Raw genomic sequence first — 23184 nt, forward strand, 5'->3', positions numbered from 1 at the left:
AGGCTTAGCCCGACCATCGACGGGGCACAGTCCCATCCCCGCCCACACCCGTGGCCGGGGGTGAGAGGTGGTCGGGGTGGAACTGGTCGATGTCGAGTTCGCGCTGGTGGGCGCGGGGGCCCTGCTGGCCGGGGTGCTCCCCCGCCTGCTGGAGCGTCGCCCGCTGTCGATGCCGATAGCGTTCCTCGGCCTCGGGATGCTGGTCTTCGCCCTGCCGATCGGCCTGCCCGCCCCGGACCCGCTGCGGTACCCGCAGGTCGCCACCCACCTGACCGAGATCGGCGTGATCGTGGCGCTGATGGGTGCCGGCCTCAAGATCGACAGGCCGTTGAGCTGGCGGAAATGGTCGTCCACCTGGCGGTTGCTGGCGATCGCGATGCCGCTGTGCATCGCGGCGGTGGCGCTGCTCGGCTGGTGGTGGGCGGGGCTGGTGCCGGCCGCCGCGCTGCTGCTGGGCGCGGCCCTCGCCCCCACCGATCCGGTGCTCGCCTCCGACGTGCAGGTCGGCGAGCCCACCGACGCGGAGGACTCCGAGGACGAGGTGCGCTTCGCGCTGACCTCCGAGGCCGGCCTCAACGACGGCCTGGCCTTCCCGTTCGTCTACGCGGCCATCGCGATCGCCACCGCAGGGCTGGCCCCGTCGGGCTGGTTCGCCGAGTGGTTCACCGTCGACGTGCTCTACAAGCTGGCCGTCGGCGTCGGCGGCGGCCTGCTGATCGGCTGGTTGCTCGGCAAGCTGTTCTTCCGCGCCCCGAGCGAGCTGCGGCTGGCCCGGCACGCCGAGGGCTTCCTCGCGCTGGCCGCCACCTTCCTGGCGTACGGACTGGTGGAGGTGGTCGGCGGGTACGGCTTCCTGGCCGTGTTCGTCGCCGCGCGGGCGATCCGGGCCGCCGAACGGACCCACGAGTTCCACGCCGTGCTGCACGACTTCGCCGAGCAGACCGAACGGCTGCTGACCGTCCTGCTGCTGCTCCTGTTCGGTGGCGCGGTGATCACCGGTCTACTCGCCCCGCTCACCTGGCAGGCGGCGACGGTCGGGCTGGCCCTGGTGTTCGTCATCCGCCCGCTGTTCGGGTGGTTGTCGCTGCGCGGCGCACCGGGTCGCCCCGCGGAGCACTGGGTGATCGCGTCGTTCGGCATCCGCGGCGTCGGCTCGTTCTACTACCTGGCGTACGCCACCACCAAGGCGGACTTCGCCCAGGCGGACCTGATCTGGGCGACGGTCGGCCTGGTGGTGGTCGTGTCGGTGGTGGTGCACGGGATCGCCGCGACCCCGGTGATGCAGTTGCTGGACCGGGCCGGTGAACGCACCGCCGACCCGTCGGAGCGGGGTCGACGCGACGAGCCGGCCCTGGATGCCGCCCGGGGCTGACCGGGCACCGGAACGGGCCGGCCGCACGGTCAGGTGAGCCGGCGGGCCAGTTCCCGGCCCAGGTCCCGGCCGGAGCGCCAGGCGCTCTGCACCCGGGGCCTGCCGAAGGCGTCCCCGGCCAACCCGACCAGGTCGTCGTCGAGGAAGAACGTCCCGTCAGGGTCCGGCTCGACCGGCCGGGCGTACGTCCACCGGTGCACGTGGGTCAGCTCGGCCGGGTCCGGCAGGCCGAGCAGGTCGCGGACGGCCTCCTCGATCGCCGGGCCGGCACCCCCGGGCTGGGCCAGGTGCCCGGCGGCGAACTCCGGCGTGGTGTGGGCGACCAGCACCGGGGCGGCGTCGCCGCGCCGGTCGCCGTCGTCGCAGACCAGGGCGAGCACCGGGTGGTCGTTGACGAACGCGCCCCGGAAGTCGGCCCACCGCCGGCCGGGGAAACGCAGCACCGCCGCGAGCACCGGCGACCACCGCTGCCGTACGGCGGCCCGGGTGGCCCCGGCCAGCGCCGGGTCGAGCAGCAGGGCGGCCTGCGGACCCGGGGTGCACAGCGCCACGGCGGCGGCGGGCTCCCCGTCCACCAGCGGGCCCGGCGCGACGCCCGACACGAGCCGGTCGACGGTCACCGGCAACTCCCGGGCCAGCTCCTCGACCAGGGAACGCAGGCCACGCGGGGCGGCCCAGCGGACCGGTCCGGGCACCTCCCGCCGGCCGTCCGGGCCGTACGCGACGAAGGTGTCGGTCCACTCCCGCACCAGCCCGGCGGCCTGCCACCGCCGGACGACCTCGACGAAGTCCGGGTCGTCGGCGGTGAGGTACGCCGCCCCCAGGTCGGCGGGGCGGCCGTCGAAGCGTCGGCTGGCCATCCGGCCCCCGGCCACCCGACCGCGTTCCCGGACCTGCACCGGCACACCTGCCCGCGTCAGTTCCCCGGCGCACGCCACCCCGGCGATGCCGGCACCCACCACGATCACATCCGCGTCCACCTGTTGATCGTATGTGCACCGACCGGCATGACCGGGCGACCGGCGGGGTATTGGCACGGCTGTTCGAGGAGAGGTGAACGTGATGACCGACAACGACCAGCTGCCCGACCCGCGTGGGGCGATCAAGGACCCGGACGAGTGGGTGACCGGGGACGAGCCGCCGACCGCCGCCCAGGAGTCGTACCTGCACACCCTCGCCCGGGAGGCCGGCGAGGAGGTGCCGGACGACCTGACCAAGGCGGAGGCGTCCCGGCGGATCGACGAGTTGCAGGAGGAGACCGGCCGGGGCCGGTGACCTCAGCGGGGTGGCAGGCGGTGCAGCACGACCCGGTCGAGCTGTCCCGCCGCCACCTCGGCGGTCAGGTACGTGGCGTACGGCTGGGCCCGCCGGTCGGTGGGTGAGCCCGGGTTGAGCAGCCGCAGGCCGCCCGGCGCGACGCTGTCCCACGGGATGTGCGAGTGGCCGAAGACGAGCAGGTCGTGGTCGGGGAACCGGGCCGCGCAGCGCTGTTCCCGGCCGGTCTTCGGCCCGGTCTCGTGCACCACCGCCACCCGCAGGCCGGCCAGCTCCACCTCGGCCACCTCGGGCAGCCGGGCCCGCAGGTCGGGGCCGTCGTTGTTGCCGTACACGCCGACCAGCCGACGGGCCCGGTCGGCCAGCCGGTCGAGCAGCCCCACCTCGACCCAGTCCCCGGCGTGCAGCACCACGTCGGCGGCGTCCACCGCCGTCCAGACCTCGTCCGGCAGGTCCCGGGCGCGTCGGGGCAGGTGGGTGTCGGCGATCATGAGCAGCCGCATCAGGCGGGCCTTCCGGGCGGGGGCCGGGCGCGGCCGGCCGGCTCAGGCGCCCTGGCCCTGATTCTGCATCAGGCCGCCGTCCATGAAGTACGTCGACCCGGTCACGTAGTCGGCGTCGTCGCTGGCCAGGAAGACGGCCAGTTTGGCGATCTCGGCCGGTTCGGCGGCCCGCTTCCACGGGATGCTCTGCACCTGCTCTTCCAGGTACTTCGGGTCGTCGATGGCCTCCTGGTTGAACGGGGTGAGCACCATCCCGGGTCCGATGTTGTTGACGTTCATCCGCATCGGGGCGACCTCCAGGGCGAGGCTCTTGGCCAGTTCGAGCATGCCGCCCTTGCTGGAGTCGTAGTCCGCCCCGCCGGCCCGGGCGACCTCCTGGTGGATCGAGGTGATGTTGATGATCTTCCCGCCGCCGCCCTGGTCGCGGCGGTGCCGGACGAACCGCCGGCAGCAGAAGAACATCCCGTACAGGTTGGTGCGGATGCACCGGTCCCAGGTCGCGGTGTCCAGGTCGGCCACGCCGATGCCGGAGGCGTCCACCCCGGCGTCGTTCATCAGCACGTCCACCGTGCCGAACGCCGCCAGCGCCTCGTCGAACATCGCCTCGACCTGATGCTCGACGCTGATGTCGCCCTGCACCACCACCGCCCGTCGGCCGGCCTTCTCGATCTCGGCCCGGGTGTGGTCCGCGCCGGCGTGATCGTGCAGGTAGTGCACCACCACGTCCGCACCCTCCCGGCCGAACTCGATCGCGGTGGCCTGCCCGATGCCCGAGTCCGAGCCGGTGATCAGGGCGGTGCGGCCGGTCAGTCGTCCACTCATCAGCGTGTTCCCTCCGTCGGTCCCGTGCCGGTCGGCACGGCTCAGGTCGACGTCGCCACGACGTCGGTGCCGGTCGTCACGAAATGCGGCCGGTCGGTGGCGAGGTCGCGCCGTCGTTCGGCGATGTCGGTGAGCAGGCCGGCCGCGTTGATCAGGCCGATGTGCGAGAACGCCTGCGGGAAGTTGCCCACCTGTTCGCCGGTGGCCTGGTCGATCTGCTCGGCGTAGAGGCCGAGGTCGTTGACCCGGCCGGCGAGTTGCTCAAACAGCCGGGTGGCCCGCTCCTGCTCGCCGGCCAGGGCCAGGCAGCTGGCCAGCCAGAACGAGCAGATCACGAAACCGGCCGGGTCACCGTCCCAGCGGCGCAGCAGCCCGTCGCGGGACAGCCGCCGCTCCACCACGTCGATGGTGGAGCGCATCCTCGGGTCGGCGGCGGGCAGGAACCCGACGAGCGGCATGAGCAGCACCGAGGCGTCCAACCGGTCGGAGTCGAAGGCCCCGGTGTACGCGCCCAGCCGGTCGTTCCACCCCCGCCGCAGCACCGCCGCGCGGACCTCGTCGCGGGCCCCCGCCCACCGCCGGATGTCGGCCGGGTCGCCGAGCCGGGGGCCGAACCGCACCGCCCGGTCCAACGCCGTCCAGCACTGCACCTTCGACGACACGTAGTGCCGTTCGGCGTCGCGGGCCTCCCACATGCCGGAGTCCGGCAGACGCCAGCTGTGGACCGCCTGGTCGGCCAGCGCCCGCAGCAGGTGCCGCACGTCCGGCGACATCGGGTCCAGGTAGTGCCGCATCAGCCAGGCGGCGTCGAGGATCTCGCCGAGCACGTCGTTCTGCCGCTGGGTCCAGGCGTCGTTGCCGACCAGCACCGGTCGGCTGTCGGCGTAGCCGCGCAGGTGGTCGAGGGCGTGTTCGGTGAGGTCCCGCTCGCCCTCGACGCCGTACATGATCGGCACCCGGCCGTCGTCGATGCGGCCCATCGCCCGCGCCACCCAGGAGAACTGCCGGTCGGCCTCGTCCGGGCAGGCCGAGCGCCACAGCGCCTGGAGGGTGAGGCTGAAGTCGCGGACCCAGACGTAGCGGTAGTCGTAGTTGCGGTCACCACCCACCTGTTCGGGCAGCGAGGTGGTGGCCGCCGCGACGATCGCGCCACTGGGCTGGTAGGTCATGCCCTGCACCACCATCGCGCCGAGTCGTACCTGGTCGCGGTAGAGACCCTGGTAGTCGTGCAGGTCGGCCCAGGAGCGCCAGCCGGTCACCGCGTCGGCCACCACCCGGTCGGCGGCGGGCAGCGCCGGTTCGCCGCCGTCGTAGGTCGGGGCGTACCCGAGGGTGAGCCGCAGGGTGTCCCCGGCCCGGACGGTCGCCCGGCCGACGGCGTCGCCGTGCCGGCAGGCCAACGGTACGTCGGAGCGCAGGCTGAGCCGGCACGCGCCGGCCCGCGCGTCGATCACCCCGGCGGCGTGGGTCAGGTACGCGGTGACCCGGCCGTACTCGAACCGGGGAGCGAACTCGACGCGTACCGGCACCTCGCCGGAGAGCCCCTCGACCAGCCGGGCGAGGACCCGGGGCGAGCGCAGGCCGATGTCGTGCCCGCGCGCCTCCGGTTCCAGGGCCAGCGCGTCGGTGACCGCCACCGAGCCGGTGCCGGTGTGGAAGACGGTACGCAGCACCAGCGAATCGTCCAGATAGGAGCGGGACACCCGGACGTCGTCGCCCTCCGGGGTGATCGACCAGTGCCCGGCCCGGTCGTCGAGGAGCCGGCCGAAGACCGACGGGCTGTCGAACCGGGCCGGGCACCACCAGTTGACCGAGCCGTGCCGGTCCACCAGCGCGGCGCTGCGCCCGTCGGCGAGGAACCCGTGCTCGCTGATCCGTCCGCTGTCCACGGGCCGGGTTACCCGGGCTCCTCGGCGCGCATTCCTCGACCACACCGTCTTCTGTCCGCCCGTGACCCTCGCTCCGGCGGCCCCAGCCTCCCGGCGTCATCCAGGTCGGGCCCGGATTACCGGACCTGCCGGCGTTACCTCGACGGGCCCACGGGAACGCCGGTCGTTGACGAAGGAGGAGGCCATGACCAGAGCAGCGAACCCGACCGCCACCTGGCGACCCGGGATGCCGGGCGGCGACAACCTCCCGTCCGGTCCGGCCGGCCGGCCGGCGACCCCGCCGGGGGACGGACACGGCCCGCAGGGCGGCCCGCCCACGGTGACGATCGGCGCGTACCCGGACTACCCGTCCGCGCAGCGCGTGGTGGACTACCTGGCGGACAACCGGTTCCCGGTGGAGCACACCGCGATCGTCGGGACCAACCTCACCCTGGTGGAGACGGTGCTCGGCCGGCTCACCACGGGACGCGCCGCCCTGCTGGGTGCCGGCACCGGCGCGTGGTTCGGGTTGTTCATCGGCCTGTTGTTCGGCATCTTCACGGTCGGCAACTGGCTCGCGGTGATCCTGGTCGGCCTGGTGATCGGCGCGATCTGGGGTGCCGTGTTCGGCGCGGTGGCGCACGCCATGTCCGGCGGCCAGCGCGACTTCACCTCGGCCAGTTCGCTACGCGCCGGCCAGTACGCGGTGACCGTCGACGCCGCCCTGGCCGACCAGGCGCGGCAGATGCTCGGCCGGATGCACCTGACCCCGACCGGGGCCACCGCCCGCTGACCCGTCCGACCCCGCCGCCGTCCCGACGCGCCCAGCGTCGGGGCGGCGGTCGCGTCGGGGCGGCGGTCGCGTCGGGGCGGCGGTGGCGTCGGGGCGGTGGTCGCGTCGTCGGCCCCTCACCGGGGCGGGCGGCCCGGCCATGACACGCCGGGAGCACCCGTCACCCGGGCAGCGAGGAATGCCCCGGCCAACGGGGGCACTGGGATTTCTGGCTAGCGGGACGCCCTCGCGAAGTCCACGAACCCCCGCCACGCACCCGGCGCGAACGCCAGCGTCCCACCCGCACGGTCCTTCGTGTCCCGCACCAGGACGACGCCGGGCAGGTTGTCGGCGACCTCGACGCAATTCCCGCCGTTGCTGCCGCTCCTCGTGCTCTTACGCCACCGCGCGCCGGTCATGTCCATGTCGCTGCCACTCTCCTGATGAGATCGAGAGATTGCGTCCGGGGTAGGGCCTCGCCGACTATGCGAGCCCAGCTACGTTCAAGGCTAGCGATTTCTGCCGCGTCGTCGGTGATGTGCGCCCTGGCCGGACCGTCCTGATGCGCCAGCCGCGCACCGTCCGGCAGCTCGGCCAGCACGAACGGACCGCCCATGCCCAGATAGATCGGCGTGTCGAGCGGCACGACGTGCACCTGCATGCACGGCAGTTCGGCGCAGGCCGCGATGTGCTCACACTGCTCGCGCATCAGCTTGCCGTCGCGTCCTGCGCGCCGCCGGAGGGCCGCTTCATCGATCACCGCGACGACGAGCGGAGGCTCTGGCCGGTGGAGGATCGCCTGCCGCTGCATCCGCGCCGTCACCAGCTCGTCGACCTCCTCGGGGGTGGGGGTCGCCAGCGCCAGCGTCGCCCGCGCGTACGCCTCCGTTTGCAGGAGCCCCGGCACCCACGCCAGTTCGAACCCCCGCAGCACCACCGCCTCGCGCTCGATGTCCGCCCAGCGGCGAAACCAGACCGGCTCGTGGCGCTTCAGCGCGTCCGGCCAGAGGTCCAGGACGTCGCGGCCCAGGACCGCCGCGACCTTGGCGCGATGCCGGGTCTGCGGGATGCTCCCGTGGCGTGCCCACCTGGCTGCGGTTTTCGGGTCGACCCCGACCTGAGCTGCCAGGCTCTCGGCGGTCTCCCCGGTCTGCGCCATGGCCTCTTTGACTGCCAGATTCATCCCGCTCCCTCCCATTTTGCGGCCGAACGTTCCGAACGTCTGCCTGCATATTGCTACGCGGTGTGTTTGCTCCACAACCCTCGGCAAGGTGGAGTCCAGAGCGGCGCCGCCGGTCGGAGGGGAGATCCGCCGGCCGCGTCTGCTGCGGGGGCCGTCTCCTGTGGAGGGGCAGGAGGCGGCCCCCGTTCCATCCACCGCTACGAAGGGGGAGCACCGTGCCGGACACGCCGGAGCCCGACAGCCCACCGCCGCCCGAGCCGCGCCGCAAGCCTGACGACGACCCGCCACCGGCACGCCCGTCGGTGCCCGGCCCGATCGGGCCGTTCGTCCCACCGTGGCGGGGCCCCGGCCGGCTGGCGAACGCCGTCCCCTGCCACCGCCGGACCCCCTGCCACCGCCGGGCCCCTCGGCTGGAACGGGAGCCAGCCCGGTGACCCCGCACCCGATCCGCCCCGGTGACGTGCTCCACCTGACGCGCGCCGCGAGCGTGCAGTTCATCCGTCCGATCACGGTACGGGTCATCCGGGTGCTCACCGACCGGCACACGTACGACGGTTGGTTGTGGATCGACGCCTACGAGCTGGACGCAGCCGGCGACGCGGTCCGGCGGCGGACCCTGTTCCTGATGCCGGCCGGAGCGACGCGCCCGGAGCCCGGCCCCCGTCGACCGGCTCCGCGCAGGCCGACCCCGGGAAGGGTCGTGGTGGCGTGACCGAGCTGCTTCCCGGCCGGCACACGCCGCTGCCACCCACCTGGCTCTGCCGGATCGACGCCCACCCGTGGCCCTGCGGGGAAGCGAAACTCGCGCTCCTCGCGGCGTACGCCGACGACCGGCCGGGCCTGCTGACCCTGCTGTCGAAGCTCAGGGAGGAAGCCGAAGACCAGCTCACGCAGCTCGACGGCGGCAGAACCGTGGACGCGACCGACCGATTCCTGACCTGGGCATGCCAGGCCGGCCGCTGACCTCACCTCTCGCCGAGCGGCGGGGCGGGGCGGGTAGGGCGGGGCGGGTAGGGCGGGGACGTGGCAGGGTCAGCGGTCGCGGCGGGGATAGACCAGTTCACCGGCCCGGATCGGGGTGGCGAGCCGGTTCTCCGGGGGTGCCAGCGGGCAGGCCCAGGTGTCGTCGTACGCGCAACTGGGGTTGTAGAGATAGTTGGCGTCGAGGCGTACCCGCTGACCGGGGAGCACGGTGAGTCCCCGCCCGAAGGTCCCCTTGACCGTGTCGGTGAGGTACCGGCCACCGCCGTACGTCTCCCGGCCGCTGGTGCCGTCGCGGACCGGCACGAACAGTCCCCCGCCGTACGCCTCGATCCACCACAGGGTCAGCGGCCCCCACGGCGTCTCCGCGACCGCCACCCGCCGGTAGCTCACCACGCCGTCCGGGCCGCCGGTGTCGATGGTCTCGGTGCCGGAGGCGGGGCGTAGCGGGGCCTCGACCACCGCCCCCGGGTCCGGCGGGAACCAGCCGAGCCCGGGGAAACCGGCCCGGTCGGCGGCCGGCAGCGGGCTGGCCGGGTGACTGCGGAACAACTCGTCCCGGGCGGCCCGGAAGCCGGCCAGATCGGTGTCGGACAGGTAGAGCGCAGCGGTGCGTTCCCGCCAGTCGAGCACATCGAGGTCGTCCACCCGTCGACCCTAACCAGCCCCCGAACCGCCGCCCCCGGTGATCAAGAGGTTCGCGTCAGTATCGGGCTGAGCGATGACGCAAACTTCTTGATCACCGGGGACAGCGCCGCCCACGGGCGGTGATCAAGAAGTTTGGGGCGGAAACCGGGCTCATCGATGACGCAAACCTCTTGATCACGGGACGCTCCACCGGGACAACGCGCCGAGCGGCGGTGATCAAGAGGTTTGGGTCAGCATTCGGCTCAATGGTGACGCAAAGCTCTTGATCACCCGGGACAGGGCAGGGCCGGGGCGGGGCGGGAGCGACGGGTGAGCGGGAGCGGAGCGGGTCAGGTGTCGGTGGCGAGGCGGGCGTGCAGGTGTTCGTCGTGGCGGTGGCCGTCGCCGTAGCGGTGCGACTCGCGCAGTGTGCCCTCCCAGCGGTAGCCGGCGCGGGTGGCGACCCGGCAGGAGGCGGGGTTGTCGACCGCGTGGCACAGCTCGATCCGGTGCAGGTCGAGGTGGGTGAAGGCCCAGTCGGTGAGCGCCCGCAGCGCGCCGGAGGCGACCCCGCGTCCGCGCGCCGGCCCAGCGGTCCAGTAGCCGACGGCGGCGTTGCCGTGCCGGATCTGGTGGACGGAGACCGCACCGAGCAGCGTCCCGTCGGCTGCGTCGGTGACCGCGACGGAGACATGGCTGTCGTCGCTGTGGTCGGCCCGCCTGGTGATCCACGCGGCGGCGGTCGCCAGGTCGGTCACCCCCTGCCCGTTCCACCTGACGATGTCGGGGTCGACCAGGGCGGCCAGCACGGCGGGCGCGTCCGCCGCCCGCCAGGGGCGTAGCACCAGGCCGGGCGCGGTGATCTGTACGGGTTCCACCGGGGCAGTCTGCCAGCTCACCTGCCACCCATTCCTTTCAAATCCTGAACTTCCTCCCGTCAAGGAGGACTGTCTCGCTGCTCACACGGGAATCAGTGAGCTTGTTTAAATTTGAAAGAGTGCTACTGTTCGAGCCATGACGGAGAGCCTGGACAGCGAGCGGATGGCTTGCTGGCGTGCCTACATCGAGGCCAGCCAGCGGCTGTTCACCCAGCTGGAGGACGATCTGCGCGCCGACGGTGGGCTGAGCTTCGCCGACTACCACGTGCTGGTCCTGCTCTCCGAGGCACCCGGCCAACGGCTACGGATGGGCGAGCTGGCCGCCCGGTTGGTCTTCTCCCCCAGCCGGCTCACCTACCAGATCTCCACCATGCAGCGGCGGGGTCTGGTCGCCCGGCAGTCCTGCCCCGGGGACCGTCGGGGCAGCGAGGCGGTGCTCACCGCCGCCGGGCTGCTCGCCCTGCGTGAGGCCGCGCCGGGGCACCTCGCCTCGGTCCGGCGGCACCTGATGGACGACCTCGACGACACCGAGGTCGCCACCCTGACCCGGGTCTTCGACCGGCTCGGCCGGCGGCTGCGCGCCGACCGGGACGCGTCGTCCACCCACCGCGACACCTGAGGAGCCCGTGATGCCCGCGATCACCGTCGACGACGTCCTCGTCCTGCCCCGCCTGCCCCGGCTCGACGAGACCACCAGCTACCGGCCGGTCCGCCGGCTGACCACCGCCCCCAGCGGCTACGAGGGTGAGGGTTTCCCGGTCCGCCGCGCCTTCGCCGGGGTGCCGATGCAGGATCTCGACCCGTTCATCCACCTCGACCAGATGGGCGAGGTGGACTACGCGCCGGGCGAGCCGAAGGGCACCCCGTGGCACCCGCACCGGGGCTTCGAGACCGTCACCTACATGATCGACGGGATCATGGACCACCAGGACTCGCAGGGCGGCGGCGGCACCATCACCGACGGCGACACCCAGTGGATGACGGCCGGCAGCGGCCTGCTGCACATCGAGGCCCCGCCGGAGCACCTGGTGGCCAGCGGCGGTCTCTTCCACGGCCTCCAGCTCTGGGTCAACCTGCCCCGGGTGGCCAAGATGATGCCGCCGCGCTACCAGGACATCCGTGGCCGGGAGTCGGCGCTGCTGACCACGCCGGACGGCGGCGCGCTGATCCGGATCATCGCCGGTGAGATCGCCGGGCACCGGGGGCCGGGGTCGACCCACACCCCGATCACCATCGCGCACGTCACGCTGGAGCCCGGCGCGGAGCTGGACCTGCCCTGGCGGGCCGACTTCAACGCGCTGGTCTACGCGCTCTCCGGTCGCGGCACGGTCGGCACCGACCGGCGGCCGTTCCAGGGCGGCCAGCTGGCCGTGCACGGTGCGGGCGACGCGCTGCGGGTGACCGCCGCCGGCAAACAGGACGGCAACACCCCGGCCCTGGACCTCTACATCATGGGCGGAAAGCCCATCCGGGAGCCGGTGGCGCACTACGGGCCGTTCGTGATGAACACCCGCGCCGAGCTGATGCAGGCCTTCGAGGACTTCCAGGCCGGCAAGCTGGGCGTGGTTCCCGCCCAGCGGCTGCCGCACACCGGCGGTCAGGGCGACCGCCCCTGAGACCGACCTGCGACGGGCGTCCCGGTGTCACCCCGGGACGCCCGGGGCGGCACCGCGTCGGTCAGGACACCGCGAAGATCCCGGCCACCCCCAGGATCACCATCAGCAGCACCGCCAGGATCGCGCCGCGTTCGCTCTCGACCGCATCCGTACGGTCCTCGGTCGCGGGGTTCGTCGTCTCGGCGGGCATGGGCCTGGCCTCCTCGGCGTGCACGGCTTCGCGGGGTGCGGTAGGCCACCGTCCGGGCGGGGTCCGGGAGACCCGGAGTGCGTACCGACGGTGGGGGTCCTACCGTGAGGACGTCGTCGACCTCGGGAGGTTGGAACGTGGCGATCGAGGACTGGTTCCTGACCGCTGAGGAACGCGCCAACCCGGTCTCCGGGATACCCGTCTGGACGTCCGGAAACCTCGCCGAGCCGTTGATTCACGGCTCGGCGTACTTCGACCGCCTGGTCACCGAGGTCGAGGCGCTCGGTGCGGGTGACCAGCTCTTCTTCACCGACTGGCGGGGCGACCCGGACGAGCGGATGCGCCCGGACGGCCCGACGGTGGCCCAGCTCTTCGCCCGGGCCGCCCAGCGGGGCGTGCTGGTCAAGGGGCTGCTCTGGCGCTCCCACCTCGACTCGTTGTCCTACAGCGAGGCGGAGAACCGCGACCTGAGCGAGACGGTCAACGCCGCCGGTGGTGAGGTGCTGCTCGACCAGCGCGTCCGGCGGGGCGGGTCGCACCACCAGAAGCTGGTGGTGCTGCGCCACCGCGACGCCCCGCAGCGGGACGTCGCCTTCGCCGGCGGGATCGACCTGTGCCACAGCCGCCGCGACGACGCCGACCACCACGGCGACCCGCAGGCCCTCGCCATGTCACCGAAGTACGGCCCACATCCGCCGTGGCACGACGTGCAGCTGGCCGTCCGGGGGCCGGTGGTCGCCGCGCTGGACACCACGTTCCGCGAGCGATGGACCGACCCGATGCCGTTGGACTCGGAGAACCCGCTGGCCTACCTGCGGGACCGGCTGCGCGGCTCCGACCTGAGCCCCGATCCGCTGCCCGACCCGCCGGCCGATCCGCCGCCCTGCGGCCCGCACCACATCCAGGTGCTGCGCACCTATCCGGCGGTGCGGCCCCGCTACGCGTTCGCCCCGGACGGCGAGCGGACGGTGGCCCGGGGCTACACCAAGGCGGTACGCCGGGCCCGCCGGTTGATCTACCTGGAGGACCAGTACCTCTGGTCGACCGAGGTGGCCGAGCTGTTCGCCGAGGCGCTGCGGGACAATCCCGACCTGCACCTGGTCGCGGTGGTCCCCCGCTACCCGGACGTCGACGGTGCGCTGGCGCTGCCGCCCAACATGGTGGGCCGGGAGCAGGCGCTGTCGCTGTGCGCGCGGGCCGCGCCGGACCGGGTGCACGTCTTCGACGTGGAGAACCGGGCGGGCGACCCGGTCTACGTGCACGCCAAGATCTGCGTGGTCGACGACGTGTGGGCCAGCGTGGGCAGTGACAACTTCAACAGGCGGTCGTGGACGCACGACAGCGAGCTGTCCTGCGCGGTGCTCGACGAGACCCGCGACGAGCGGGCCCCGGTCGACCCGGCGGGTCGGGGTGACGGGGCCCGGGTGTTCGCCCGGGACCTGCGGCTGCGGTTGTGGCGTGAGCACCTGGACCGCGACCCGGACGGTGCCGACGACGCCGACCTGCTGGACCCGGCCGACGCGGTCGCGGCGATCACCGCCTCGGCGGACGCCCTGCAGCGGTGGCACGACTCCGGCCGCTCGGGCCCCCGGCCGCCGGGCCGGCTGCGTCCGCACCGGCCGGAGCGGCTGCCCTGGTACACCCGGCTGTGGGCGCTACCGGCGTACCGGCTGGTCTACGACCCCGACGGCAGGCCGCTGCACGCCCGCCGCAAGGGCACCTGGTAGCTCCCGCCGGTCGGGGCCGACGCGGGCGGGGGGTAGCGGGTCAGCCCGCCCGGATGGGCGAACGAGGTGCGCGGGGCGTAGCAGCCGTTGGCGATGAGCAGGGGGTTCTCCGGGCGCAGCGCGTAGCTCGGGTGCCGGGGGTCGAGGAACTCCACCGACTCGATCTCGAACGGGCTGACCGGTTCGGAGACGTAGGGGTAGACCCCGCTGAACAGCTCGCCGTCGCGCCGGGTGAAGTAGCGGTGGTGGCCGGCGCGCAGCTCATGGCCGGTGTGGCCGATCCGGGCCCGGGTCCGGATCAGCGGGACACCGCCGACCTCGGTGTCGGCGACCAGCACGTCACCGCGTACCCGCAGGGTGGTGCGGCCCAGGACGGCCGGCGCGCCCCGGGCGACGGCGTAGTCCCGGACCCGGGGGCTGGAGGTGACGTAGTGGGTCCACCAGCCGCCGGGGGTAACCCTGTCGGGCGCGTCGACCCCGGCGAGGGCCACCCCCAGGTAGGTCAGCGAGTGGGCGCCGAGGCCGGAGGTCTGGGCGGCGTCCTCGACGACGTACTGGTTCATGAAGACCTGCCGGTCGGGCCGGGGGCACAGGCCGGGTGGGACCAGGGCGGCGACCGCGTCCGGGTCGGCCGGCGACCAGCTGAAGCGCAACGTACGGCTGTCGACGACGAGCTGCGGGTCCGCGGGGTCGAGCACGTGGTCCTCCGTACGGCGATGGTCTCAAGCGACGCTACGGGCGGCCCCGTCGGCGGGACAAGGACGGATAGCCGACACCGTTACCGCGGCGTCGGGTTCCGGGTGGCCGACCGGTTCGACAGGTGCCCGCGATCACAGTCGACGCGAACCATGTCCGATAGTGCAGTTTTGTTGTCGAAAATCACTTAAGTACATCAGCCTTTCGGCTAGATTTCCGTTCACCGATCAGGCTATGGTGGCTTCCGAACGGCCCATCTGAAGCTAAACCGAAGCGTCACGTCTTTTTGATCGCGGACGAGGTGCAGGGAGGACCACCAATGACCGCGCCAACCATGAGCAAGCCGGCGGCGACACCGTCCACCACCGAGAAGCTGGACCCGCGTGCGCTCACCGACAGCGCCGCCGACCTGCTGAACGCGATGGCCGCGCTGCCCGCCGGCCACCCGTCCCGGGCGGCGCTGCGCGACCGGGCGATCGAGGCCTGGCTTCCGCTGGCCAACCACCTGGCCCACCGCTACAGCGGCCGGGGCGAGCCCACCGACGACCTGGCCCAGACCGCCGCGGTCGGCCTGATCAAGGCGATCGACAAGTTCGACCCGTCGCGCGGTGTCGACTTCGCCGGCTACGCCATCCCGACCATCATCGGCGAGCTCAAGCGCCACTTCCGCGACCGCACCTGGGACATCCGGGTCCCCCGGCGGCTCCAGGAGCTGCGGCTGGCCATCTCCGACGCCAACAGCTCGCTGTTGCAGACCCTCGGCCGCTCGCCGACGGTCGCCGACATCGCCGCCCACCTGAAACTCACCGAGGAAGAGGTGCTGGAGGGCCTGGAGGGTGCCCGCGCCTACAACGCGGTGTCGCTGTCCACCCCGACCGGCGACGGCGACCGCGCCACCGAGCTGGGCGACATGCTCGGCGGCGAGGACAACGAGTTCGAGCTGGCCGAGCTGCGGGTCGCCCTCGGCCCGGCGTTGGCCACCCTCGACGAGCGCGAGCAGAAGATCCTCACCCTGCGCTTCTACGGCAACCTGACCCAGTCGCAGATCGCCGACCAGATCGGCGTCTCGCAGATGCACGTGTCGCGGCTGCTCGCCCGGGCCCTGACCAAGCTGCGCGGTCAGCTCGACGGCACCTACTGAGGGGGTGGCGGCGGTCACCGGCCCGACGGGTCGGCGACGGCCACAGCCACGGGGCCCGGCCGGCGGTTCGCCGGCCGGGCCTTCCCGACTCCGGACGTGGCACCGGCCCCGACGCACTCGCGTCAGGGCCGGTGCCACGTCGGTCGGCGTTCACGCCGGTACGCGACGCTGACGTTGCCCGGGATGCCGGTCAGCCGACCGCCGGGTCCCGCCACATCGGATAGAACGGTGTGCCGTCCGGCAGCCGGAAGACCTCCCGCAGCCGGTAGCCGTGCCGGGCGTAGAGGTCCCGCCCGGCCTCGCTGCTGGCCTCCAGGTAGCCGGGCACCCCGTGGGCGTCCAGCCAGGCATGGTGGTGCCGCAGCAGCGCGGTGCCCAGTCCCCGCCCCTGCCGGCCCGGCCGGACGGCGAGCAGCGCCAGGTGGTGGTGGTCGGGGTGCGGGTGGTTCGCGGCGAACAGCTCGTCGAGGTGCCGGAACCGGGGGGTCCACTCCCCGCAGGCGGCGGCCAGCCGGTCGTCGTAGTCCTCCGGGGCCGGTGACTCACCACCGACCTGCGGCAGCCAGACCGCCACCCCGTCCCGGTCCTCGGTGCCGAAGACCAGGCCGTGGCGCATCGCATGGTCGACCAGGATCTCGAAGTTGTCGGCGAAGACGGCCTCCCGCTTCGCCTCGTCCGGCACCAGCCACCGGGTCGCCGGGAGCACCAGGAACGCCTCGGCGATCCGTTCGGCGGCCCACCGGGTGTCGGCGGCGGCGAGCCGTCCGACGGCCGGCGCGGTCACCGCCGGGCCTCCACCGGCACCGGGCCGTCCACCGGCGGGGCGAACAGTGAGGTCGCCGCGCTCTCCGCGCCGCGCCCGATCCGGGCGTAGACGTCGGGACGGTTGGCGCGCAGCACCAGACCCCACAGCAGGCCGATCAGCGCGGCCACCGGGTAGACCCCGGGGATGATCCAGCGCAACGGCGAATCCGGCGCGACACCGAGCAGGGTGGCGAAGTTCGCCACCGCCACCGCCACGACGGCGGCCAGCGCGACGGTGGCCAGGGCCGGGGCGATCGCCCGCTTCCACAGCGACTCCGCGGTGTCGGAGCGGGCGAAGTAGACGATGACGGCGACGCTGGTGGTGGCGATCAGCAGCAGCACGCCGAAACCGCCACCGGTGCCGGCGTAGTAGAACAGCTGCACCACCGGGTCCCAGCCGTTCACCGCGTACAGGACGATCACCAGCAGGCCGAGCAGGCTCTGCGCCAGCGAGGCCATCCGGGGCGCGCCGGTGCGCGGCGAGGTCTGCCCGAAGGCGGCCGGCAGCACCCGTTCCCGGCCCAGCGCGAAGGCGTACCGGGCGGTGGTGTTGTGGAACGAGATCATCGCGGCCAGCACCGAGGTCATGAACAGCGCCTGGCCGATGGTGACGGCGGTGTCGCCGAGGTGCGCGGCGGCCAGATTGAAGATCAGTTCGATGCTCTGCTCACCGGCGGCGGCGGAAATGTTCTCCGGGCCGACGGCCACGGTCATCGACCAGGAGGAGAGCGCGTAGAGCCCGGCGATGATCGCCACCGAGAGGTAGGTGGCCAGCGGGACCGTCCGCCGGGGGTCCTTGCTCTCCTCGCTGAACACCACCGAGGACTCGAACCCGACGAAGCCGGTCATGGCGAGGACCAGCAGCGCGCCCGCCCCCGGCACCAGGAGGTTGGCCGGGGCGAGGGCGGCGAAGCTGGTCGAGCCGCCCGCCGGGTGGCTGAGCTGGCCCAGGTCGAACACGACGATCACCACGATCTCGGCGATCAGCAGCACCGCCAGGACCAGGCCGTTGACGTCCACCCGCAGCAGGCCGAGGAACGCGACCAGGGCCCAGGCGACCAGGGCCACCACGGACCAGTGCGGTTCGACGCCGAACAGGGTGCCGAGCACCGGGGCGGCGGCGGCGCCGATCGCGCCGTAGAGACCGACCTGGAGCGCGTTGTAGGCGATCAGCGCGACCCAGGCCGCGCCGACGCCGGCCGGGCGGCCGATGCCCCGGGCGACGTAGGCGTAGAACGCGCCGGCGTTCTCGACCCGGCGGGCCATCGCCACGTAGCCGACGGAGAAGAGCGCCAGGACGGCGCCCACGGTGAGGAAGGCCAGCGGCATGCCGGTGATGCCGGTGACCGCGTAGCCGGTGGTGACCACGCCGGCGACCACGGTCAGCGGCGCGGCGGCGGAGAGGACGAAGAAGATGACCGACGGCACGCCGAGGCGGCCACGGGCCAGGGCGTCACTGACGTTGCTGGGGCGGTCGACTGTCGGATGCGGGGGCATGGGGCTGCTCCGGAAGAGGGGAGGTGAGGGGGGAAGGGGGTGGCGCGGCGAGATCAGGGGATGCCGCGCAGCACCGCCGCGCCGACCGCGGCCTCGGTGTGCACGACGAGTTCCTTCAACGGGGGCGGCAGCGACCCGACGAGGGTGGACAGTCGGTGGTGGGCACGCGGCCCGGCGCTCCACAGCACCTCGCGGGTCAGCCCGGCGGCGGCCACCAGGCCGAGCAGCGTCGTGTCCGACACCAGCGGCTGTTCGGGCCGCTCCACCAGGGCCCGTAGCCGGGTCGCCGGCCAGGCGGCGGCGTTGAGGTCGATCGGCAGGTAGCTGACGGTGGTCCGCAGCAGGCGGCGGGTCTCCTGCCGGCGCAGCACCCCGGCCCGGGCCAGCCGCTCCCCCACCGAGGTGGTGGACGACTGGGCCAGGAAGGCGAGCCAGGTGCGCACCGCCTGGTGCTGCGACTCGCCGATCAGTTGGTCGAGCACGGTGTGGGCCAGCGCGTCGGTCGGGGGACGCCTGTCGATCACGGTGACCAGTCCACCGGAGACGGTGATCTGTCCGAACAGGATCAGCTCGGCCAGCAACCCGGCGGCCAGGCCGAGCCCGGTGGCGCTCGGGTGCAGTTTGGCCTTGCCGCGGCTGTCGTTGTGCGCAATCAGAAAGAACTCGTCGGCGACCAGCAAACGAGCCTCCCACGCATTGTCCACAGGTGATCCACGCCGGGTGACAGGATGCCCGCAGAGCTCCAGCTTTGCAACTCCCAGATTCGGTGGTTGCACTCCGTACTCATGCGACCTGCGGATCTTGTCGTGACAGACTCGGAGGGTGACCGTCAGCCCCACTGTTCGCCGCCGCCGCATCGCCCGTGAACTCCGCCAACTGCGGGAACGCGCGGGCATGACACTGGACGTCGCCGCCCGCCAACTCGACATGTCCAAGAGCAACCTGTCCCGGATCGAGAACGCCCAGATCGGCATCAAGCCCCGGGACGTCCGCGCCGCGTTGGCCCTCTACGAGGTGACCGGTGTCGATGCCGAGGCGCTGATCGAGATCGCCCGGGGCGCCCAGCAGCGCGGCTGGTGGCAGAACTACAGCGACGTGCTGCCCGAGTGGTTCGAGTTCTACGTCGGGCTGGAGGCCGAGGCGGAGAGCCTGCGCACCTACGAGGCGGAGTCCGTCCCCGGGCTGCTGCAGACCGAGGCGTACGCCCGGGAGATGTTCCGTCGTACGGCCGGCGAGGAGGGGCTGGAGCGCAAGGTGGCCGCCCGGCTGCGCCGCCAGGAGGTGCTGCACCGGGACTCGCCCGCAGTCGAGTTGTCGGTGGTCCTCAACGAGGCGGTGCTGCTGCGCCCGGTGGGTGGGCCGGCCGTCATGGCGGAGCAGTTGACTCACATGGCCACGGTCGCCCGATCACCGAACGTGACATGTCACGTACTTCCGTTCGCGTCCGGTGGGCACCCCGCGATGAGCACTCCGTACGTGATCATCACGTTTGCCGACGCGGCCGACAATTCCGTGGTTTACCTGGACAATCTCACGCTGGGTCTGGCGCTGGAGGAAGCGGGACACGTACGCGGGTATACCCTTGTGCACGAGGAGCTGTGTCGGATGGCACTGGATCCGGCGGCGTCTCTGGCCCGCCTGGAGGAGGCTGCTCGTCACTTTGCGTGATCGCATTGCGGCACGCCCGGGGGGAACGGAAGGTACGGGAATGCAGGCGCTGCCTCTGTCCATGATGGACTGGCGGACCAGCAGTCGCAGCAGCGGCAACGGCAACTGCGTGGAGATCGCCTCCACCGACGACCGGATCGCGGTGCGCGACAGCAAGGACCGGTGCGGCCCCGCGCTGGTCTTCTCCGCCCACGCCTGGACAGCCTTCGTCACCGGCATGGAGGCGGTACGCCGGGGCTGACCCCGGGCGTGCCACAGTGGCAGCCGTGCTCCGTGACGTACCACTCGACCTGCCGGTCCGGCCGGCGCTGCCACCGCTGCTGCGGGCGCTGACCGGCACCGGCAGCGCGGTCCTGGTGGCCCCGCCCGGCACCGGCAAGACCACCCTGGCCCCGCTCGCGGTGGCCGACGGGGTGGCCGGGCGGGTGCTGGTCGCCCAGCCCCGCCGGGTGGCCGCCCGGGCGGCGGCCCGGCGGATGGCCGACCTGCTCGGTGAGCGGGTCGGCGACCGGGTCGGGTACGCCGTGCGCGGCGACCGGCGGGTCGGGCCGGCCACCCGGATCGAGGTGGTCACCACCGGCCTGCTGGTGCGCCGCCTGCTGCGCGACCCGGACCTGCCCGGCGTCGACGCGGTGCTGCTCGACGAGGTGCACGAGCGGCAACTCGACGCCGATCTCGCGCTGGCCTTCACCGTGGAGGCCCGCGCGGCGCTGCGGCCCGAGCTGTGGCTGGTGGCGATGTCGGCGACCCCGCAGGCGGACCGGTTCGCCGCGCTGCTCGGCGGTGACACGCCGGCCCCGGTGGTGCGCGCCGAGGCGGCCCTGCACCCGGTCACCCGGGTCTTCACGCCACCGCCGCGCCCGGTCGCGCCACCGGGCGCGGGACGGGTAGATCCGCTGCTGCTCGACCATGTCGCCGCGACCGTCCGGCGGGCCCTGCACGAGCAGGACGGCGACCTGCTGGTCTTCCTGCCCGGGGCGGGCGAGATCGGGGCGGTGACCCGCCGGCTGGCCGACCTGACCGACCGGGTGGCCGTCCTGCCGCTGCACGGGCGACTGCCCGCCGCCGCGCAGGACGCCGCGCTGCGCCCCGCCGACCGGCGTCGGGTGGTGCTCGCCACCTCGGTCGCGGAGAGCAGCCTGACCGTGCCCGGGGTCCGGGTGGTGGTCGACGCCGGCCTGGCCCGGGTGGCCCGCACCGACCTGGCCCGGGGGCTGGGCGCGCTGGTCACGGTGCCGGTATCCCGGGCCGCCGCGACGCAGCGGGCCGGCCGGGCCGGCCGGCAGGGCCCCGGGGTGGTCTACCGCTGCTGGTCGGAGGCGACCCACGGCCGGCTCGCCGCGCAGCCCGGGCCGGAGATCGCCACCGCCGACCTGACCGGCTTCGCGCTGGACCTGGCCGCCTGGGGCAGCCCGGACGGCGGCGGCCTGGCGCTGCCCGATCCCCCGCCGCCCGCCGCGCTGACCGTGGCCCGGGAGACGTTGACCGCCCTCGGCGCGGTCGACGCCGATGGTCGGGTGACCGCCCGGGGACGGGCCATCGCCGCCACCGGCACCCACCCCCGGCTGGGCCGGGCCCTGCTCGACGGTGCCGTCCGGATCGGTCGGGACCGGGGCGCCGAGCTGGTCGCCCTGCTCGCCGAGGACGGCCTGGCCGGGCGGCACGACGACCTCACCGCCGCGTGGCGGCGGCTACGCGACGACACCGACCCCGGTGCCACCGCCCGCTGGCGCGCCGAGGTACGCCGGCTGCGCGCCGCCCTGCCCGACACCGAGCGGGGCGGTGGCCGCGGGTGGCTACCCGATGACCTGGCGGCCGGGCTGCTGGTGGGGCTGGCCCACCCGGAGCGGCTGGCCCGGCTACGTCGGGCCGGTGGGACGTCGTACCTGATGGCGGGTGGGACGGGGGCCGAGCTGGCCGCCGGATCGGCGCTGACCGGGACGGGCTGGCTGGCCGTCGCGGTGGCCGACCGCTCGCCGGGCGCGCCGACCGCCCGGGTCCGGCTGGCCGCCCCGCTCGACGAGGCGACCGCCCGGGAGGTCGGCGGGGCGTTGGTGAGCGAGGACCGCGAGGTCGGTTGGGTCGACGGCGACGTGCTGGCCCGTCAGGTGACCCGGCTCGGAGCGATCGAGCTGGTCAGTCGCCCGCTGGCCCGGCCGACGCCGGAGCTGCTGGCCGCCGCCCTGGCCGACGGCCTCCGCCAGGCGGGACTGGATCTGCTGACCTGGACCCCGGCGGCCCGGTCGTTGCGTCAGCGGCTGGCGTTCTGCCGGCAGGCGTTGGGGGCGGACTGGCCGGAGGTCTCCGACGACGCGTTGCTCGCCGCCGCCGACCGGTGGCTCGGGCCGGAGCTGGCCACCGCCCGCCGCCGGGCCGACCTGGCCCGGATCGACGTGGCCGGGGCGCTGCGCCGGTTGCTGCCCTGGCCGCAGGCGGGCCGGCTGGACGAGCTGGCCCCGGAACGCATCGAGGTGCCCAGCGGCTCCCGGGTCCGGGTCGACTACGCCGATCCGGCCGCGCCGGTGCTGGCGGTGAAGCTCCAGGAGACGTTCGGCTGGCAGCAGGCGCCCCGGCTGGCCGACGGCCGGGTGCCGGTGCTGCTGCACCTGCTCTCCCCCGCGGGCCGGCCCGTCGCGGTCACCGCCGATCTGGCGTCGTTCTGGCGTACCGGCTATCCGCAGGTGCGCGGGGAACTGCGCGGGCGTTACCCGCGCCATCCCTGGCCGGAGGACCCGGTCACGGCCGCGCCGACCCGGCACACGGCGCACCGCCGCCGCTGAGCCGGCGCGTGCGCCGCTCGGTGGTCACTCGTCGACGACGTCGGCGATGAGCACGGTGATGTTGTCGGGGCCGCCGGCCCGCAGGGCGAGGTCGATCAGTCGGCGGGCGCAGTCCTGGCGGTCCGGGGTCTCCCGCAGCACCTCGGTCAGGGTGTCCGGGCGGACGACGTTGGAGAGGCCGTCGCTGCACAGCAGCCAGCGGTCGCCGGCCCGGGGCACCATCGTGGCGTACGACGGGGAGACCTGCTCGCCCTGCAGGGCCTGGGTGACCACGGCGCGCCGGGGGTGGCTGGACGCCTCCTCGGGGCTGATCACGCCCTGGTCGACGAGCATCTGGACGAAGGTGTCGTCCCGGGTGACCTGTTTGAGGGTGCCCTCGCGGAACAGGTAGGCCCGGGAGTCGCCGACGTGGGCCAGCGCCAGGCAGCTGCCGGTGCGGGAGAACAGCAGGGCGGTCAGTGTGGTGCCCATGCCCTGCCGCTCGGGGTCCTCTTGGACGGCCTGGTTGATCCGCGCGGTGGCCAGCTCGATGCCGGTCTGCAACGCCGCCACCAGGGCGTCCTCGGGGGTCTCCACGTCCAGTGGGGCGACCGCGTCGATGGCGATCCGGCTGGCCAGGTCGCCGGCCGCCATCCCGCCCATGCCGTCGGCGACGGCGACGAGCCAGGCTCCGGAGTGCATGGCGTCCTGGTTTCCGCTGCGGATCAGCCCACGGTCGCTCGTCCCGACGGAACGAAGCTTCAGGGTCATGGGTGGCAGCCTGCCAGGCGGAGGGTGTTGTTGT

Annotated in this window: 26 protein-coding genes; 12 read left to right on the forward strand and 14 right to left on the reverse strand. The window is 73.5% G+C overall.

Annotated features, from left to right (window positions below; all coding sequences use genetic code 11):
* The first annotated feature begins 76 nt into the window (after positions 1 to 76).
* Entirely contained in the window at positions 77 to 1372 is a 1296-nt protein-coding gene (locus tag ACWCHM_RS17370; protein WP_454219034.1) for a cation:proton antiporter, read from the forward strand.
* A 29-nt stretch (positions 1373 to 1401) separates the two neighbouring features.
* Here the strand turns inward: ACWCHM_RS17370 and ACWCHM_RS17375 are convergent, their stop codons facing one another.
* Entirely contained in the window at positions 1402 to 2340 is a 939-nt protein-coding gene (locus ACWCHM_RS17375; protein ID WP_454223098.1) for an NAD(P)/FAD-dependent oxidoreductase, read from the reverse strand.
* Between the two features lie 94 nt (positions 2341 to 2434).
* Between ACWCHM_RS17375 and ACWCHM_RS17380 the strand changes: the two genes are divergently transcribed.
* Positions 2435 to 2647: a DUF3072 domain-containing protein gene (locus ACWCHM_RS17380; RefSeq protein ID WP_088644100.1), complete on the forward strand. Its 213-nt coding sequence runs from the start codon at positions 2435 to 2437 to the stop codon at positions 2645 to 2647.
* Positions 2648 to 2649: 2 nt separating this feature from the next.
* Here ACWCHM_RS17380 and ACWCHM_RS17385 read toward each other — a convergent pair whose 3' ends face one another.
* Genes ACWCHM_RS17385 through ACWCHM_RS17395 form a run of 3 tightly spaced genes read right to left on the reverse strand, consistent with a single transcriptional unit; the run spans position 2650 to position 5861 of the window.
* Positions 2650 to 3150: a metallophosphoesterase family protein gene (locus tag ACWCHM_RS17385; RefSeq protein WP_454219035.1), complete on the reverse strand. Its 501-nt coding sequence runs from the start codon at positions 3148 to 3150 to the stop codon at positions 2650 to 2652.
* A 42-nt stretch (positions 3151 to 3192) separates the two neighbouring features.
* Positions 3193 to 3972: an SDR family oxidoreductase gene (locus ACWCHM_RS17390; protein WP_204961282.1), complete on the reverse strand. Its 780-nt coding sequence runs from the start codon at positions 3970 to 3972 to the stop codon at positions 3193 to 3195.
* 41 nt (positions 3973 to 4013) lie between these two features.
* Positions 4014 to 5861 (reverse strand): glycoside hydrolase family 15 protein, encoded by a 1848-nt coding sequence (locus ACWCHM_RS17395; RefSeq protein WP_204961281.1) that lies wholly within the window; start codon positions 5859 to 5861, stop codon positions 4014 to 4016.
* A 184-nt stretch (positions 5862 to 6045) separates the two neighbouring features.
* Between ACWCHM_RS17395 and ACWCHM_RS17400 the strand changes: the two genes are divergently transcribed.
* Complete coding sequence (locus ACWCHM_RS17400; protein ID WP_088644078.1) at positions 6046 to 6633, forward strand: general stress protein; 588 nt, start codon at positions 6046 to 6048, stop codon at positions 6631 to 6633.
* Positions 6634 to 6845: 212 nt separating this feature from the next.
* On the opposite strand, the gene ACWCHM_RS17405 is transcribed toward ACWCHM_RS17400, so the two are convergent.
* Complete coding sequence (locus ACWCHM_RS17405) at positions 6846 to 7037, reverse strand: DUF397 domain-containing protein (protein WP_204961280.1); 192 nt, start codon at positions 7035 to 7037, stop codon at positions 6846 to 6848.
* Positions 7028 to 7795 (reverse strand): DUF5753 domain-containing protein, encoded by a 768-nt coding sequence (locus tag ACWCHM_RS17410; RefSeq protein ID WP_204961279.1) that lies wholly within the window; start codon positions 7793 to 7795, stop codon positions 7028 to 7030. The genes ACWCHM_RS17405 and ACWCHM_RS17410 overlap by 10 nt, the downstream gene beginning before the upstream one ends.
* Positions 7796 to 8225: 430 nt before the next feature.
* On the opposite strand from ACWCHM_RS17410, the gene ACWCHM_RS17415 reads away from it, so the two are divergent.
* Together ACWCHM_RS17415 and ACWCHM_RS17420 are read left to right on the forward strand one after the other, a co-directional pair.
* Entirely contained in the window at positions 8226 to 8507 is a 282-nt protein-coding gene (locus tag ACWCHM_RS17415) for a hypothetical protein (RefSeq protein WP_454219036.1), read from the forward strand.
* Entirely contained in the window at positions 8504 to 8758 is a 255-nt protein-coding gene (locus tag ACWCHM_RS17420) for a flavin reductase (protein WP_454219037.1), read from the forward strand. Before ACWCHM_RS17415 ends, ACWCHM_RS17420 begins: the two co-directional genes overlap by 4 nt.
* A gap of 69 nt (positions 8759 to 8827) precedes the next feature.
* Here ACWCHM_RS17420 and ACWCHM_RS17425 read toward each other — a convergent pair whose 3' ends face one another.
* The gene (locus ACWCHM_RS17425; RefSeq protein WP_454219038.1) at positions 8828 to 9424 is read right to left on the reverse strand and encodes a DUF1684 domain-containing protein; all 597 of its coding nucleotides are present in this window, start codon (positions 9422 to 9424) and stop codon (positions 8828 to 8830) included.
* A gap of 329 nt (positions 9425 to 9753) precedes the next feature.
* A complete protein-coding gene (locus tag ACWCHM_RS17430; protein ID WP_454219039.1) occupies positions 9754 to 10281 on the reverse strand; it encodes a GNAT family N-acetyltransferase in 528 nt (175 codons plus the stop codon).
* A 136-nt stretch (positions 10282 to 10417) separates the two neighbouring features.
* On the opposite strand from ACWCHM_RS17430, the gene ACWCHM_RS17435 reads away from it, so the two are divergent.
* Positions 10418 to 10900: a MarR family winged helix-turn-helix transcriptional regulator gene (locus ACWCHM_RS17435; RefSeq protein ID WP_454219040.1), complete on the forward strand. Its 483-nt coding sequence runs from the start codon at positions 10418 to 10420 to the stop codon at positions 10898 to 10900.
* A gap of 10 nt (positions 10901 to 10910) precedes the next feature.
* On the forward strand, positions 10911 to 11897 hold the full coding sequence (locus ACWCHM_RS17440) for a pirin family protein (RefSeq protein WP_454219041.1): 987 nt from the start codon (positions 10911 to 10913) through the stop codon (positions 11895 to 11897).
* Positions 11898 to 11958: 61 nt separating this feature from the next.
* On the opposite strand, the gene ACWCHM_RS17445 is transcribed toward ACWCHM_RS17440, so the two are convergent.
* Positions 11959 to 12087 carry a hypothetical protein gene (locus tag ACWCHM_RS17445; protein WP_269756975.1) on the reverse strand — a complete coding sequence of 43 codons (129 nt, stop codon included), beginning with the start codon at positions 12085 to 12087 and terminating at the stop codon, positions 11959 to 11961.
* Between the two features lie 137 nt (positions 12088 to 12224).
* On the opposite strand from ACWCHM_RS17445, the gene ACWCHM_RS17450 reads away from it, so the two are divergent.
* Positions 12225 to 13814 carry a phospholipase D family protein gene (locus ACWCHM_RS17450; protein WP_281899059.1) on the forward strand — a complete coding sequence of 530 codons (1590 nt, stop codon included), beginning with the start codon at positions 12225 to 12227 and terminating at the stop codon, positions 13812 to 13814.
* Here ACWCHM_RS17450 and ACWCHM_RS17455 read toward each other — a convergent pair.
* Positions 13763 to 14512 carry a hypothetical protein gene (locus ACWCHM_RS17455; protein WP_454219042.1) on the reverse strand — a complete coding sequence of 250 codons (750 nt, stop codon included), beginning with the start codon at positions 14510 to 14512 and terminating at the stop codon, positions 13763 to 13765. The two genes, ACWCHM_RS17450 and ACWCHM_RS17455, sit on opposite strands and share 52 nt — an antisense overlap.
* A 317-nt stretch (positions 14513 to 14829) precedes the next feature.
* On the opposite strand from ACWCHM_RS17455, the gene ACWCHM_RS17460 reads away from it, so the two are divergent.
* On the forward strand, positions 14830 to 15651 hold the full coding sequence (locus ACWCHM_RS17460) for a SigB/SigF/SigG family RNA polymerase sigma factor (RefSeq protein WP_088644086.1): 822 nt from the start codon (positions 14830 to 14832) through the stop codon (positions 15649 to 15651).
* A gap of 190 nt (positions 15652 to 15841) precedes the next feature.
* Here the strand turns inward: ACWCHM_RS17460 and ACWCHM_RS17465 are convergent, their stop codons facing one another.
* From ACWCHM_RS17465 to ACWCHM_RS17475, 3 genes are read right to left on the reverse strand one after another with little or no spacing between them, the layout of a single operon-like run.
* Positions 15842 to 16435, reverse strand: coding sequence for a GNAT family N-acetyltransferase (locus ACWCHM_RS17465; RefSeq protein WP_454219043.1), 594 nt, complete (start codon positions 16433 to 16435; stop codon positions 15842 to 15844).
* Complete coding sequence (locus ACWCHM_RS17470) at positions 16432 to 17952, reverse strand: APC family permease (protein ID WP_204961272.1); 1521 nt, start codon at positions 17950 to 17952, stop codon at positions 16432 to 16434. The genes ACWCHM_RS17465 and ACWCHM_RS17470 overlap by 4 nt, the downstream gene beginning before the upstream one ends.
* A 53-nt stretch (positions 17953 to 18005) precedes the next feature.
* Positions 18006 to 18632, reverse strand: coding sequence for a GOLPH3/VPS74 family protein (locus ACWCHM_RS17475; RefSeq protein WP_204961271.1), 627 nt, complete (start codon positions 18630 to 18632; stop codon positions 18006 to 18008).
* A 142-nt stretch (positions 18633 to 18774) separates the two neighbouring features.
* Here ACWCHM_RS17475 and ACWCHM_RS17480 point away from each other — a divergent pair, with 142 nt between their 5' ends.
* Genes ACWCHM_RS17480 through hrpB form a run of 3 tightly spaced genes read left to right on the forward strand, consistent with a single transcriptional unit; the run spans position 18775 to position 22400 of the window.
* Entirely contained in the window at positions 18775 to 19620 is an 846-nt protein-coding gene (locus ACWCHM_RS17480) for a helix-turn-helix domain-containing protein (protein WP_281899068.1), read from the forward strand.
* Positions 19621 to 19660: 40 nt separating this feature from the next.
* A complete protein-coding gene (locus ACWCHM_RS17485) occupies positions 19661 to 19861 on the forward strand; it encodes a DUF397 domain-containing protein (protein ID WP_281899070.1) in 201 nt (66 codons plus the stop codon).
* Between the two features lie 25 nt (positions 19862 to 19886).
* Positions 19887 to 22400 (forward strand): ATP-dependent helicase HrpB, encoded by a 2514-nt coding sequence (hrpB, locus tag ACWCHM_RS17490; protein WP_454219044.1) that lies wholly within the window; start codon positions 19887 to 19889, stop codon positions 22398 to 22400.
* A 24-nt stretch (positions 22401 to 22424) separates the two neighbouring features.
* On the opposite strand, the gene ACWCHM_RS17495 is transcribed toward hrpB, so the two are convergent.
* Complete coding sequence (locus ACWCHM_RS17495; protein WP_204961267.1) at positions 22425 to 23150, reverse strand: PP2C family protein-serine/threonine phosphatase; 726 nt, start codon at positions 23148 to 23150, stop codon at positions 22425 to 22427.
* Between the last annotated feature and the right edge of the window lie 34 nt (positions 23151 to 23184).

It is taken from the genome of Micromonospora sp. SCSIO 07396 (genome assembly GCF_053667945.1).